The following is a 13,945-nucleotide window of genomic DNA, read 5'->3' on the forward strand; positions in this document are numbered from 1 at the left end:
AACCTGAGATCGTCTAAACGCACCGGACAGAAAAGCACGAAGGCTGGCGGGGTAGCTGGCTATTGTGCGAAAGATCACCGGCTGGCGAGGGTCATATGCCCTGGCTGGCGTGGCTGGCTGAAATCATCATGTAAGAGTGGGTATCTGGCTGTCTGGCTGGCCCAAAAGGCTGGCTGGAGGAGCTGGAGGCCGGATGATTCTGGCTTGCTGTGTGTTCTGTCTTCTTGGTAACTGCGTGGTGGAGGGGCGTCAATAAAAAACCTTACAAATCAAATAGTTGACTGTAATTGTCAGGAATTGATTTCGGACGAGAACCTATGTCGATTATTCCAGTCGCGCCCTCAGCACGCGCAGCATGTTCTCGCCAGCAACTTTGCGGATCTGACCCTCGGTTAGTCCGGCGTCCATCATCGCCTGAGTCAGGGCCGCCAGTTCCGAGGTGTCAAACGAAACCTGCACTGACCCGTCAAAATCCGATCCTAGCGAGACCGCATCTTCACCCACCACTTCGATGGCGGTTTTGATCGTTTTGGCCACTCCGGCCGGGCTGTCGTCGCAGGTCACATCCGCCCAGTAGCCAATACCAATCACACCACCTGTGGCGGCGATCTCTTGCATCAGGTCATCTGGGAAATTGCGCTTTACCTCGCAGTTTTTGTAAATTCCCGTATGTGACACAACCAATGGAATATCCGTCATCCTCAGCACATCCCGTGCCACCTGTGGGCTGGAATGGGCGACATCCAGGATCAGCCCACGATCCACCACAGCCTGCACCACTTTGCGGCCAAAATCAGTCAACCCGGCATTGCCACTGCCATGCAAGGAGCCCCCCAGTTCATTGTCAAAGAAATGCTGTAGTGCGAGCATCCGGTACCCGGCGTCCTGTAGCCCCTGTAGATTGCTCAGGTCACCTTCTAGCGGATGGGCGCCTTCGATCCCTAGAAGGCCGCCAACAACTGGCACGCCAGCCAGTTTCAAGGCCATGAGAGCGTCAAGGTCTGCTTCTGTTCGAATGATCCGCAACCGACCCTCTGAACGGGCCTGTACACTGTGCAGTTTTTCGGCCTGATACAGGGCGCGCTGGTATAGCGATCCCCAGGTGCGTGGTGGCCACATCTGCACCAGGGCCAGAAGGGTGATATTGTCCATCGCATCTGTATCGTTGTGATCATAGTTCTGACCTGCCGGGGATTTGGTCACAGCGGTGAACATTTGCAGCGCGACGTTGCCTTCGATCAGGCGCGGGATGTCTACATGGCCCCGGTCGCCCCGTTTGCTCAGATCGCGGTTCCACAGCAAAGGGTCGGCATGCCAATCGCCGATGATAAGATCGTTGTGCAGCTTTGCCGCCTCGGGTGAGATTGGGTAGGGGGAGTGTTCAGCCACCAAATTGCGGCTTTCTTCCAAATAGCCTGGCAGGAAGATCAAACCGGCGATCACAGAAATGGCGGCGAGGATCAGCAACCGGCCCAGCCATTTTCCAAATTTGCGCATCAAAAACACCTGTACTGTCGTTTTTTGTTCAGCCTAAGGCAGTGAAGAAGCGGCGCAAAGCAAAACATCAGGTCAAGATCCCTTGCTGCCGACCACAACCAAGGTAAGCTGGCGGTTCAATCAGGAGGAACATGATGCAAAGACCGGTCAGGTGGGGAATTTTAGGGGCGGCTAAGTTTGCGCGTCAATATATGGCACCTGCGATTCACGCGGCCGAAGGGGCGCAATTGGTGGCATTGGCAACCTCTAGCCCTGAAAAAGCAGAGCCATTCCAGGCGTTCTGCCCGGACCTCAATGTTTATGATGACTATGATGCGCTTTTGGCAGATCCTCGCATCGATGCGGTTTACGTACCGCTGCCCAATCATCTGCATGTCGAGTGGAGCCTGAAGGCGATGGCCGCAGGCAAACACTTGTTGTGCGAGAAACCGATGACCATGCGGGCAGCTGAGTTCGATCAGTTGATTGCCAAGCGTGACGAGACCGGTGTGCTGGCGGCCGAAGCTTACATGATCGTGCATCATCCGCAGTGGCAGATGGTGAGGCGGTTGATTGACGAGGGTGCCATTGGCAAGCTGGCGCATGTCAGCGGTAAGTTTTCCTACGATAACCGCACGGATATGGGCAACATCCGCAACAAAGCCGAGACTGGCGGCGGAGGATTGCGTGACATCGGTGTCTATGTTTTCGGCGGAGCTCGCTATGCCACAGGTCAGGAACCTGACGAGATCTCGGCCCGTATCCGTTGGGAAAATGGTGTCGACACACTGACAGAAGTGCAGGCGCAGTTTCCCGGTTTTTCCTATTCCGCCTATGTCAGCATTCGCATGCACCCCTATCAAGAGATGGTGTTCCACGGCGAAACTGGTGTGATTAGGCTAACGGCACCGTTTAATGCGCGGGTCTTTGGCGAGGCACGGGTAGAGCTGCATCGCGCTGGGTTAGAGGTGCAGGTGACCCGCTTTCCGGGGGATGACCATTACAAATTGCAGGTCGAAGCCTTTGGGCGCTCGGTTCGTGACGGTGTCGACTACCCGTGTCCGCTAGAATTCTCGCGCGGAACGCAGGTGATGATTGATAGGGTGTTAGAGGTGGCGACGCCTCTCTGAGCGCACGTGTGGGTATTCTGGAGGAACGGGTATGGCAGCTGGATGGGCAAAAGACGGCGCAGTCAGCGAACAGATCGAGGCGTCAATCAGTGATGAGTTGGCGTGGATGCAAACACGTAAGGTTCCGGTGGGGGACAGCCTGACCCATTGCGCTGACTGTGAGGACCCCATCCCCGAACGGCGCCGGGCTGCAATCCCCGGCGTCAAGCTGTGTGTTGAATGCCAGCAGGAACGGGATGGGGTTTACAAGGCTCGCGGTGGGTTCAACCGGCGTGGGTCTAAGGATAGCCAGTTGAAGTAGGCTGTCAGAAAGGCAGGAAATCTCTCTTCAAGCTCGCAAACACTGGATGGTCTGGAATAAACATACCGTGCTCCACTTCTCTCATGGACCCGAGTTCGCTGTGGACCGGCCGAGGCACGCCGAAGAAACCACCACGCGCAAACGCCCAGCGGAGGTAAGTTGTGAAGGGTATTTTGATGCCCTCTGCCGTTATGAGTGGGTCGAGCGACGTTGAAGGGAAATCGAATGAGACGGCTTCGGCACCGCCAATATTGGCCTTGTGTTCAAAACTGGCGGCGATCCCACCTACGTATGCCAAGCCACCACTGGACAAAATCTGAGGTTCGGCCTCTTCGTCCGTCAATGTCATAGACAGATATTCAAAACTTACAGTGAGGGGATCCCAATCGCCAAGACGAGACAGGACCGGGTCACCGGCATGCGGGTGAGGTTGGCGGTCTTGGTCATCCAGTTCTTGTTCAAGTTGGATTTGCTGTTCTGTTTTTTCCGGCGCGTAGGTTTCAACTGCAGCGCTCAAATTATTTGCAATAGAGAGCCATTCTTCCGAGCTGAAACCAGCGGATGACTTGAAACCTTCTGGGCGCGGGTTTTTCTTAAGGGCATCCAGATCTATGGCGGTTGATGGAGGAAACCGTTACACCAAATCCAAGGTGCCGACAATCTGGCCAAAGCGTTCTAATGCAAGAGGAAATGGTGAGAGATCTTTGTCAAATACGTAAAGATCACCAAAGTCGGCTTCTAGAGACGCCTTGCAAAGCGCAACCTGGTCTACCGCGCTCTGACGCGGAGAAACTGGCGGCCCATAGCGGCCAGACTCGCACTCAAACCGGTAACCTGTTTCGCGAAGGCGTTGGATTAACAGATCGGAATTATGTGCAACACGTTCGAATGTCTGCCGTAATACGTCTTCTGCATCCTCTCGATCAACGGTGAAGGAACGCTGCCAATGGCTTCCCTGCTCGAACGCAATCGATTCAGAAAAAGACGCCCAGTTCTGATCCATCTCTCGCCAGACCTCTGCATACTGCCCGGCAGCGTATTTTTTTGCAAAAGATGTCATGATGCCTATCCGTTAAGGAGAAAATGAATTGTTTTAAGCGGTCTGCGACAAGCTCATCCGCATGATGTGTTGAGGTCCTGTCAGGCCTTTGGATAGCAATTCTCCGGTGTCGACAAAGCCTGCCTTTGCATAACAGGCATAGGCTGCAGGGTTGATCATATCGACCAGCAGCGCGATTGAAGGAGCCGAAGGGTAGAGGTTTGGGAGGTAGTCACGCAAGGCACAGGCCGCAGTCCTGCCCAAACCTTTGCCTTGTTGGTTGATGTCGATCATAAAGCCGCGCAGGCCAATTTCACCATCTCGGGCAAAGTCATTTTTGACGCCGAACCCCCGGTCGATCTTGAAAAAACCTACGGTGCGATCCTCAGCAAAGATGGCGTGAAAGTCGAGATCTGTTTCCGGAGAGTTGAATGCCTGGAGGATGGTGCCCGAGTAGAGGGTCTGATCGTCCGTGACCTGAATGTGGCGCACCAGATCGAAGTCCTGTTTTGAGATTGGGCGTAGTTCAATGGGATGCATGAAATATCCGTGAAAAATAGAAGGGTATGCCTGACCTTAAGGTGGCGTAATGCGCCCTTCCATATCGACGGGAAAGTCAGGTGAGACCCGGCGATGTCGCCGGGCCAATGGGCAAGTGGAAAAACTTAGTCTTCCATCGCCTCCAGCTCATCAATGAAGCCGGAAATCATCGACAGGCCCTTGTCCCAGAACTTGGGGTCCGAGGCGTCCAGCCCAAATGGGGCCAACAGCTCTTTGTGGTGCTTAGATCCACCGGCTTTGAGCATGTCGAAATACTTGTCCTCGAAACCCTCGTCGCCCTCGGCATAGACCGAGTAGAGCGCGTTGACCAAGCCGTCGCCAAAGGCATAGGCGTAAACGTAGAAAGGCGAATGGACGAAGTGGGGGATATAGGCCCAGAAGGTTTCATAGCCTTCCATGAAGTCAAAACACTCGCCAAGGCTTTCAGCCTGAACTGACATCCACAAGGCGTTGATGTCGTCTGGGGTCAACTCACCTTCGGCGCGGGCGGCGTGTAATTTGCATTCAAAATCGTAGAACGCGATCTGGCGCACCACGGTGTTAATCATGTCCTCAACCTTACCCGCCAGCAGAATTTTGCGCTGCTCTTTGGTTTCGGCCTTGTCCAGCATCTTGCGAAAGGTGAGCATTTCACCAAAAACGCTAGCCGTTTCGGCTAGGGTCAGCGGGGTCGATGACAGCATTTCGCCCTGATCAGCGGCCAGCACCTGATGCACCCCGTGGCCGAGTTCATGCGCCAGGGTCATTACATCGCGGGGTTTGCCCAGATAGTTCAGCATCACATAGGGGTGCACGTCGGTGACGGTGGGGTGGGCAAAGGCGCCCGGGGCTTTGCCGGGTTTGACGCCTGCGTCGATCCAGCCCTTGGAAAAGAAGGGTTTGGTCAGTTCACCCATGCGAGGATCGAAGGCGGCATAGGCCTCCATGACTGTCTGTTCGGCTTCGGCCCAGCTGACGGTGCGGGTGTCTTCCATAGGCAGCGGCGCGTTGCGGTCCCAGACCTGCATGCGGTCTAAGCCCAGCCATTTGCGTTTCAGGTCGTAATAGCGGTGCGACAGCTTGGGGTAGGCGGCGACCACGGCGCTGCGCAGAGCTTCGACCACTTCGGGTTCTACATCGTTGGACAGGTGACGGCCCATTTGCGCACTGGGCATGCCGCGCCAGCGATCGATGATTTCCTTTTCCTTGGCCTGGGTGTTGTGGACGCGGGCAAAGGTCTTGATGTTGTCCTGAAACACCCTGGCCAACTCACGGCTGGCAGCTTCGCGTTTGGAGCGGTCCTGTTCTGTCAGGAAGTTCAGGGTGCCTTCGATGTTCAGCTCTTCACCGTCGATGGTAAAGGTGAGGCCGGCGATGGTTTCATCAAACAGCCGTTCCCATGCGTCGCCGACCACACCCAGATCGTGCAGGAACTTCTCCAGCTCGTCCGACAGCTGATAGGGTTTCATCGCGCGGATGCGGTCGAATACAGGTTTGTAGCGGGCCAGATCAGTGTTGGCGTCGAAATGTGCAGCAAGCACTGCGTCGTCAATGCGGTTGATTTCCAGCGTGAAGAACACCAGCGGTGTGGTGAAAACCGTGATGGACTCTTGCATGTCGGACATGAATTTGGCGCGGTCGGCATCCGTGGTCAGTTGATAATAGCGCAGCCCGGCATATGACATGACGCGGCCAGCGATGCCGTTGATCTTTTCGTTACGCAGCACGCAGTTCAATAGGTCAGCAGCGTCTTGATCTGCCAGTTTGCCTTCGTAATCCTTGGCAAAGGCGGCACATTCATTTTCCAGCCATTCCAGATCCCGCTTCAGTTCTGGGGCGTCTTCGCTGGCATAGAGATCGGTTAGGTCCCATTCGGGAAGGTCGCCGAATTGGTCAGATCCAGAGGCGGCATTGGCGTCGCGGACGGGGAAGGGAAGTTGAAACATGTGTCACCTCGATGTCTTGTGTTCGCAAAACATCTAAGTTGCGCGCGGGCGGATCACAAGCCGGAGCAACAGCTAGAAAATGCCACTTTCATAAGGCTAGCCAAGGTTTTGGACTGAAGGCGGCAATTCAATCTGTTCCAAGCTCACCAGATGAGGCTCTGCGCACGAAAGCTGTTTTGCAAAGACAAGAGGGAATTTTACCACTGCTCATGTACTGTTGGACATTGGTTTGGAGCGTGTGCAGCTACACCGAACAAGTAAGTCCGCAAGCGGTTTTAGTTGATTTCTTACGCCTTAGCCTGCGCCCGCTGAACCTTTTTCTTGTCGAGTTTTGTGGGAGTGCCGTCAGGATCAAATGGGGTTTTGAATGTAAAAGCCGCGGGCGATGATCCGTGTTCGTGCAGGTATTCAAGTTTTGCCACACCATCAACCCATTGCGGGTATTCGCCACCTGTGTGCCACCACAATACAAGCGGTGGCCATTTTGGAGTTTCAAACCACTCGCGCCCGCGAGCCAAAGCCGTTGCGTGCAAGCCAAAATAGGTGAAACTGAACAAAGATTCCAAATCAGTCCAAAGCGATAAAGTGGCTGGCGAAAACCCATCGCCTCGCTCCTCGTAGAACTTCGGATAAACCTCTTGTCCCCAAGGTTCGGGACCGGGATCGGACGCGTATCCAGATCGGGCGATCAATCCACTGGCGCGATCAAGTGTTTCAAATACGGGGTCATTTAAGGCATGAAACCCATCATTTGCCGGGTCTTCGGAAGGGCGGATGAACATCCCAAATGTGTAAAGTGCAAGTCGCATGAATGTAAAAAATACTCTCTAAAATGTTATGCCTATTTCCCGCGATCGGAGTTCACCTGTCAATGATTTGAACGCAAAGGGATGTTCATAAAACATTGGGTGTTCACCAACGATTGGCGGACGGGTTGAACACCAAAGGCATTGCTGAACGGATGTAGATGCCAGCTAGCGGTATTGGTCAAAGAGACTGCACATCTGGTCAAACACCGCTTTTCGGACATCGGGTGTTTCCATCATGACCTCGTGCTGCACATCGTCTAACAGAACCAATTCGCCGCCCGGCCAACGCGCCATGCGGTCATGTACAGCAGGACAGTCGACAATCTGTTCCAGCGCTCCCAAAAAGGTGATGCAGGGCAGGGCAGGTGAAGCCATTGCGGCGAGTTCTGTGCAGTCTTTTAGTCCTTCGCCCAGCCAACTGATGGTTGGGCCACCAAGTACGAGATCTGGCTGCGCAGTCATTTGATCGTGCATGAACTGATATGTTTCCGGATCGTTGGTCAGCGTGTTGCCTTCAAACGGATTGGCCAGCACATAGTTTTGCAGCCCCATGGTTGGAACAAGTTTCCCTCCCAGCCCAATTGCGGGGCCGATTTTCCCCATGAGTTTACCTATTGGGCGCATCACAGGGGAGATATGAATACCCCACATTGGTCCGGTGAAGATACAGGCATTTACCGGCAGCCCCTTTATCAAAGCGCGCAAGCCGATTGCGCCACCCATTGAGTGGCCGATTAGGAAATAGGGTTTTGGCAGGGCAAGCCTGTCGGCCAGATCCAGGGTTGCGGCGACATCCTTTTGGAAGTTGGGAAAGTGATCAATGTGCCCCAACTGGCGTTCGGGCAGCATCCGGTCGGCCAAACCTTGTCCACGCCAGTCAACAGTCACGGTGGCATAGCCACGCGCAGCCAGATCTGCGGCAGCTGGCCCATATTTTTCGATGTATTCGGTGCGTCCAGGGAACAGCAAAACGGTACCCTTGGTCGCAGTCTCTGCCTGCCAATGGCCTACACGGATGCGCAGACCATCGCTGGTGGTCACCCAATGGGCCTGGCCGCCTGCCGGTCCTTTGGCGATATCAGCAAAGAACGGGGCGGGCTGCAGATCCATCGGGCGCGCGTCCATCAGGCCAGAACCGCCGCAAGTTTCATGGCTGTACCCATGTCACCATCGATGCTGAGCTTGCCGGACATAAAGGCGCTGGTGGGGTTCAACTCGCCACTGAGTATGTCCTCAAATGTTTCCGCATCAGCGGAAAGTGTTACGTCAGCCTCGTCATCACTGACCCGCGCACCGGAGGCATCTATGACGATGGCACCCAGCCCATTGATTTCAAATTTTGCCGAGGCGTCGAATTCTCCACCAGTAAACTTGTCGTTTAGCGCATCTGCAGCCTTGGCAAGTATATCGCTCATCTTGTGTCCTTAACTCTGATCTGCACTTACACGTCTATGTGACGGCGGTTCCGTCAGCACTAGAATTCGTGGCAAGCGTCGTTACACTGGCTTGTATCATGGTCTTAAAATCTCAGAACCTCAAAGCTATCGTGGCGGCAACGCTGCTGACAGTCACTTTTTTCTCGCCTTTTACGGCAAATGCACAGGATTCTACCGATGAGTCCGCCTTACTGGAGGCACTTGCCGAGGCAGATTCGGCTGCGGCACTTGCATTAGACCGGCAGTTGCAGGCGTTGTGGGGGAATAGTGGTTCGGCGGCGATGGATCTGTTGCTGAAGCGCAGTCTGGACGCGATTGAACGTGGCGATATGAAACAGGCGGTCGAACATCTGACTGCGCTGACCGATCATGCGCCGAATTTTGCCTACGGGTGGTATCAGCGTGCGCGTGTCTACTACCTGATCGAACGATACGGCCCTGCGGTGGCGGATCTGGAGCGGGCGTTGTTTTTGAACCCAAATGACTACAACGCAATTTTTGCGCTGGGCAATGTGTTCGAACATTTCCGCGACCCGGAGCGGGCCTATCAGTCCTATCTGCGCGCTCAGGCTATACATCCGCATCACGGTGACGTAACCAGTGCGCTGGAACGACTAAAGCCTGCAATTGTGGGCAAAGAACTGTAATTAGGGCTGATGCAATGACGAGCGCATCTCGGGTTGTGGCCGTCCTAGGCCCGACCAACACTGGCAAAACTCATTACGCGATCGAACGTATGTTGGGGCACCGCACCGGGGTAATCGGCTTGCCGTTGCGGCTGCTGGCGCGCGAGGTCTATGACAAAATCGTCGCGATCCGGGGCCCTTCGGTGGTGGCATTGCTGACGGGTGAAGAACGGATTGTGCCACCGCGTACAAAATACTGGGTCTGCACCGTCGAATCGATGCCCGAAGGCATGGGGTGCGATTTTCTCGCCATTGACGAGATCCAGTTGTGCGCTGACCCAGAGCGGGGCCATGTCTTTACCAACCGGCTGTTGCGGGCCCGAGGATTGAACGAGACGCTGTTTATGGGCTCGGACACGATGCGTGGCCCTATCGCGGCGCTGGTGCCCGACGTGCAGTTTATGCACCGCGAGCGTATGTCCCAACTGGTGTACTCTGGATCTAAAAAGATAAGCCGGATGCCACCACGCAGCGCCGTTGTTGGGTTTTCTGTGGACAATGTTTATGCCATCGCCGAGTTGATCCGTCGTCAAAAAGGCGGCGCGGCGGTGGTGATGGGGGCGCTCAGTCCGCGCACCCGTAATGCGCAGGTTGAAATGTACCAGAATGGCGAAGTTGACTACCTCGTCGCCACCGATGCCATTGGCATGGGGCTGAACCTCGATATCGACCACGTTGCCTTTTCTTCGGTGATCAAATTTGATGGCCAGCGCATGCGCCCACTGGCGCCGAACGAGTTGGCTCAGATTGCAGGTCGGGCTGGGCGCGGGATGAGCCATGGGAGCTTTGGTGTTACCGGAGACGCGCGCCCGCTGGACGATCAGGTCGCGGGTTCGATCATGGATCATCAGTTTGATCCGCTTAAAAAGCTGAACTGGCGCTCGGCGAATCTGCAATTTGGCACGCCAGAGGCGCTTATCCGCTCATTGGAAGTCAGCCCGACAGGCGAGTATTTGGTCAAGGCGCGTGAGGCAGATGACCTGCGTACGTTGAAAATGTTGTCGCAAGACCCGCTGGTTACAGCCCGTGCCCGCTCTGGACCCGGCGTTAAGCTGCTCTGGGATGTCTGCAGAGTACCCGATTTTAGAGGGGTGTCACATGCCGAACACACCAATCTTTTAGGGCTTATTTTTGATCATTTGGTCGAACGAGGGGCGATCCCGGATGACTGGGTGGCCCGGCAGATCAAATTGATTGACCGCACTGACGGCAATATCGATACTTTGTCCAAGCGGTTGGCCTTTATTCGTACGTGGACTTATGTTTCACAAAGGAAAGGATGGCTTCGTGACGAAAGTCATTGGCGTGGGCAAACCCGCGCTGTAGAAGACAGATTGTCGGACGCATTGCACGAGCGTCTGACTCAGCGATTTGTGGACCGGCGCACATCCGTGCTCTTGCGCCGGCTCAAACAGAAGGAGGCCCTCTTGGCCGAAGTGAATGATAAAGGTGATGTGACCGTCGAAGGTGAATTCGTCGGTCGGCTGGAAGGGTTCCGGTTCTCACCGGACAAAAGCGCACAGGGGGCCGAGGCAAAAGCTTTGAAATCTGCCTCAATGCAGGCTTTGGCGCCGCAGTTCCATCTGCGCGCGGACCGCTTTTATAATGCACCCGATACCGAAATTGATTTTACCGAACAGGGGGGATTGATGTGGGGCGAACATGCTGTTGGCAAATTGACTGCTGGCGCCGACCCATTGAACCCTACAATTACTGTTTTTGTGGACGATGCAGCGGGCGCTGATGTCGCCCAAAAAGTTGAACGCCGGCTACAGCATTTCATCAGCCGCAAGATTGCTGCCCTGTTCGAACCCCTACAGAACCTGCAGAATGACTCTGAGCTGACCGGTCTGGCACGGGGCTTTGCCTTTCGCATGGTTGAAGGACTGGGCATCCTGCCGCGTGCTGAAGTTGCACAAGAGGTCAAAGACCTGGACCAGGAATCGCGTGGCGCTCTGCGCAAGCACGGCATTCGGTTTGGCCAGTTCACCATTTTCATGCCCCTGTTGCTAAAGCCCGCACCGACGCGTCTGCGCCTGGTTTTGTGGTCGCTGGCGCAGGGCTTGCAGGAATTTCCCGAGGCACCGCCTCCGGGATTGGTCACTGTGCCTACGCCGGCCAACGCGCCCAAGGGCTATGATACCATGTGTGGCTACCGTGCTGCGGGTGAGCGATCCATTCGTATCGACATGCTGGAACGTCTGGCTGACATGCTGCGCGGCGAAGACAGCCGTGGTGGATTTGAGGCCAAGGCGGATATGCTGTCGATCACCGGTATGACGCTGGAACAGTTTGCAGATCTGATGACTGGTCTGGGCTATAAGGCTGAAAAAGGTGAGCGGGCAAAAGTGAAAGCCGTAGCTGCACCCGAACCTGTAGCGGCCAGTGGCTCTGACGATGCAGCTGTAGTGAATACGGATGGCGACCAGTCTCCATCTGCGGAAACTGCCGCAACCGCCGAGGCGCCAGCCGAGGCAACTGAGACCACCGAGGCGGCAACCGAGGCCCCGAAAGCGGATGTTGCAGCAGAAGAAGCTGCCAATGCTGAAGCTGTTGAACCCGTAGTTTCAGACGTAGCTGAAGCTGCACCTGAAATGGAACAGTTCTTTACCTTCACCTGGGGTCGCACCAATCGTCAGGGGGGCGGTCAACGTGGCCAGCGCCGTGAACAGAATGAAGGTGGTGGTGCAGGTCGCGGTGGTAAACCTCAGGGTAAAGGTCGTGGTGGCAAACCGCAGGGCAAAGGTGGCAAGAAGGGCGCGCGTTCTCAGCAGAACGCTAAAACCTTCTCATCTCGTCCTCCGAAGCCGGAAAAGAAGATCGATCCTGACAACCCCTTTGCGGCGGCGCTGATGGGGCTGAAGCAGGGCAAGTGATCTGATGTCGGACGCGGCGCTTAAGATCCGAATTGACAAATGGCTGTGGCAGGCGCGGTTCTTCAAGACCCGTAGCCTGGCCAGCAAACAGATCAGTGCGGGTCATGTTCGCCTCAACGGCACTAAAATCTCTAAGCCGGCGCAGATGGTTGCGCCGGACGATGTGCTAACCTTTACTCAGGGGCGGCAGGTCCGGGTGGTTCGCGTTCAGGCCATCGGCACGCGACGTGGACCTGCCCCTGAGGCTCAGGCGTTGTACTTTGATATGACTGAAAAGCGAACGGATGTTCCGCGCAACCCCAGCTTTGAGGGAAAAGGTCGGCCTGGTAAGAAAGATCGCCGCGCACTTGATCTTAGCCGCAAACATGACGTGTATTGACATCTTGCAGTGTCGGCGGCTCTGATTTAGCTAGGCGACAATCGACATTCGGGACCGAGCTTCATGACCTACATCGTTACGGATAACTGTATCGCCTGCAAATACACCGACTGTGTCGAGGTATGTCCGGTGGATTGTTTTTACGAAGGCGAAAACTTTCTAGTGATTCATCCTGATGAATGTATCGATTGTGGTGTTTGCGAGCCGGAGTGCCCGGCTGATGCAATCCGCCCTGACACAGAGCCAGACATGGACAAATGGGTCGAGTTTAACCGCAAGTATGCCGAATTGTGGCCGGTGATCATCTCCAAAAAAGACCCCATGCCTGGTGCCGAAGAAAAAGACGGTGAAACCGGTAAATTGGAGAAGTATTTCTCCGAAGCACCCGGCGAGGGCGGCTAAAGCTCACCGCTACCGATTCGCTCCGCTTTGTGCTGGTGAGCCGTCAGAAAGCGTATTGCAGCGCTGAAGATACAAGTTTTCACCATCCTTTGTCGGTGCTTGGCTTTTGGTAAGGTGTTTTTTGTGCTATACTGATGGGGTAAATATACTCACCGACCGGTCTTCATCCCGATCGTGTGCCAATTTTGGTGCACATCTGGTTGGTTTTACCACGTCATAATCTGGGTTCTCAGGTCACACTATGTGGCCCGTCCAGATTGAGTGTTTGGTGTGATCGGTTTTTGGCCCGTGCGGCCGATTGATAGTAAGGAAAGATCTGAATGAGTAAATCGAAGAAGCTCGACTTCCGCCCGAATGAGTTTGTGGTCTACCCGGCCCATGGCGTTGGCCAAATCATCTCAGTCGAAGAGCAGGAAGTAGCCGGCTTTGCGCTGGAGCTGTTCGTGATCACCTTTGAAAAGGACAAGATGACACTGCGGGTGCCAACCAACAAGGCAGTCGAAGTGGGCATGCGCTCGCTCAGCTCGCCAGATGTGATTGCACATGCGATGAAGACCCTGAAAGGTAAGGCCAAGGTCAAACGTGCTATGTGGTCTCGCCGGGCTCAGGAATATGAGCAAAAAATCAACTCGGGTGATCTGATTGCCATTGCCGAAGTGGTCCGCGACCTGCACCGCACCGATGATCAGCGCGAGCAAAGCTATTCCGAGCGTCAGCTGTATGAAGCTGCACTGGAGCGGCTAACGCGCGAAGTGGCTGCTGTTGCTGGCGGTGACGAGATCCTCGCCGCCAAACAGGTTGGTGATGTACTGGCATCCCGCGCACCTGCTGCTGCAGCCTGATAAACCGCTACCTTATTCTAAAAAGGGCCGTGCCGCGTGGTACGGCCCTTTTTGTATCTGGTCCTGCCTTTTGTGACGCCATA

At 55.1% G+C, this 13,945-nt stretch carries 15 protein-coding genes; 7 read left to right on the plus strand and 8 right to left on the minus strand.

The window, feature by feature from the left end; translation table 11 throughout:
- Positions 1-324: 324 nt before the first annotated feature.
- Positions 325-1,497 (minus strand): dipeptidase, encoded by a 1,173-nt coding sequence (locus GO984_RS10695; protein ID WP_157022519.1) that lies wholly within the window; start codon positions 1,495-1,497, stop codon positions 325-327.
- Between the two features lie 134 nt (positions 1,498-1,631).
- Between GO984_RS10695 and GO984_RS10700 the strand changes: the two genes are divergently transcribed.
- Together GO984_RS10700 and GO984_RS10705 are read left to right on the plus strand one after the other, a co-directional pair.
- A complete protein-coding gene (locus GO984_RS10700) occupies positions 1,632-2,606 on the plus strand; it encodes a Gfo/Idh/MocA family protein (RefSeq protein ID WP_157022520.1) in 975 nt (324 codons plus the stop codon).
- A 31-nt stretch (positions 2,607-2,637) separates the two neighbouring features.
- Positions 2,638-2,907: a DksA/TraR family C4-type zinc finger protein gene (locus GO984_RS10705; protein WP_157022521.1), complete on the plus strand. Its 270-nt coding sequence runs from the start codon at positions 2,638-2,640 to the stop codon at positions 2,905-2,907.
- Positions 2,908-2,911: 4 nt separating this feature from the next.
- Here the strand turns inward: GO984_RS10705 and GO984_RS10710 are convergent, their stop codons facing one another.
- From GO984_RS10710 to GO984_RS10740, 7 genes are all read right to left on the minus strand, one after another.
- On the minus strand, positions 2,912-3,424 hold the full coding sequence (locus GO984_RS10710; RefSeq protein ID WP_157022522.1) for a hypothetical protein: 513 nt from the start codon (positions 3,422-3,424) through the stop codon (positions 2,912-2,914).
- A gap of 117 nt (positions 3,425-3,541) precedes the next feature.
- Positions 3,542-3,967 (minus strand): hypothetical protein, encoded by a 426-nt coding sequence (locus GO984_RS10715; protein ID WP_157022523.1) that lies wholly within the window; start codon positions 3,965-3,967, stop codon positions 3,542-3,544.
- A 33-nt stretch (positions 3,968-4,000) separates the two neighbouring features.
- The gene (locus GO984_RS10720) at positions 4,001-4,486 is read right to left on the minus strand and encodes a GNAT family N-acetyltransferase (RefSeq protein WP_157022524.1); all 486 of its coding nucleotides are present in this window, start codon (positions 4,484-4,486) and stop codon (positions 4,001-4,003) included.
- Between the two features lie 125 nt (positions 4,487-4,611).
- Positions 4,612-6,432 carry a M3 family oligoendopeptidase gene (locus tag GO984_RS10725; protein ID WP_157022525.1) on the minus strand — a complete coding sequence of 607 codons (1,821 nt, stop codon included), beginning with the start codon at positions 6,430-6,432 and terminating at the stop codon, positions 4,612-4,614.
- Between the two features lie 287 nt (positions 6,433-6,719).
- Positions 6,720-7,241 (minus strand): DUF3291 domain-containing protein, encoded by a 522-nt coding sequence (locus tag GO984_RS10730; RefSeq protein ID WP_157022526.1) that lies wholly within the window; start codon positions 7,239-7,241, stop codon positions 6,720-6,722.
- 165 nt (positions 7,242-7,406) lie between these two features.
- Positions 7,407-8,366 carry an alpha/beta hydrolase gene (locus tag GO984_RS10735; protein WP_157022527.1) on the minus strand — a complete coding sequence of 320 codons (960 nt, stop codon included), beginning with the start codon at positions 8,364-8,366 and terminating at the stop codon, positions 7,407-7,409.
- Positions 8,366-8,656 (minus strand): SCP2 sterol-binding domain-containing protein, encoded by a 291-nt coding sequence (locus tag GO984_RS10740; RefSeq protein WP_157022528.1) that lies wholly within the window; start codon positions 8,654-8,656, stop codon positions 8,366-8,368. The genes GO984_RS10735 and GO984_RS10740 overlap by 1 nt, the downstream gene beginning before the upstream one ends.
- Positions 8,657-8,754: 98 nt before the next feature.
- On the opposite strand from GO984_RS10740, the gene GO984_RS10745 reads away from it, so the two are divergent.
- From GO984_RS10745 to GO984_RS10765, 5 genes are all read left to right on the plus strand, one after another.
- Positions 8,755-9,324, plus strand: a complete 570-nt coding sequence (locus tag GO984_RS10745) for a tetratricopeptide repeat protein (RefSeq protein WP_157022529.1) — start codon at positions 8,755-8,757, stop codon at positions 9,322-9,324.
- A 14-nt stretch (positions 9,325-9,338) separates the two neighbouring features.
- Complete coding sequence (locus GO984_RS10750) at positions 9,339-12,239, plus strand: helicase-related protein (protein ID WP_157022530.1); 2,901 nt, start codon at positions 9,339-9,341, stop codon at positions 12,237-12,239.
- 4 nt (positions 12,240-12,243) lie between these two features.
- Positions 12,244-12,618, plus strand: a complete 375-nt coding sequence (locus GO984_RS10755) for an RNA-binding S4 domain-containing protein (protein ID WP_138162186.1) — start codon at positions 12,244-12,246, stop codon at positions 12,616-12,618.
- 63 nt (positions 12,619-12,681) lie between these two features.
- Complete coding sequence (fdxA, locus tag GO984_RS10760; RefSeq protein ID WP_138162185.1) at positions 12,682-13,020, plus strand: ferredoxin FdxA; 339 nt, start codon at positions 12,682-12,684, stop codon at positions 13,018-13,020.
- Between the two features lie 320 nt (positions 13,021-13,340).
- The gene (locus GO984_RS10765) at positions 13,341-13,862 is read left to right on the plus strand and encodes a CarD family transcriptional regulator (protein ID WP_138162184.1); all 522 of its coding nucleotides are present in this window, start codon (positions 13,341-13,343) and stop codon (positions 13,860-13,862) included.
- The last annotated feature ends 83 nt before the right edge of the window (positions 13,863-13,945 follow it).

This window comes from Parasedimentitalea huanghaiensis, from assembly GCF_009753675.1.
Classification (GTDB): domain Bacteria; phylum Pseudomonadota; class Alphaproteobacteria; order Rhodobacterales; family Rhodobacteraceae; genus Parasedimentitalea; species Parasedimentitalea huanghaiensis.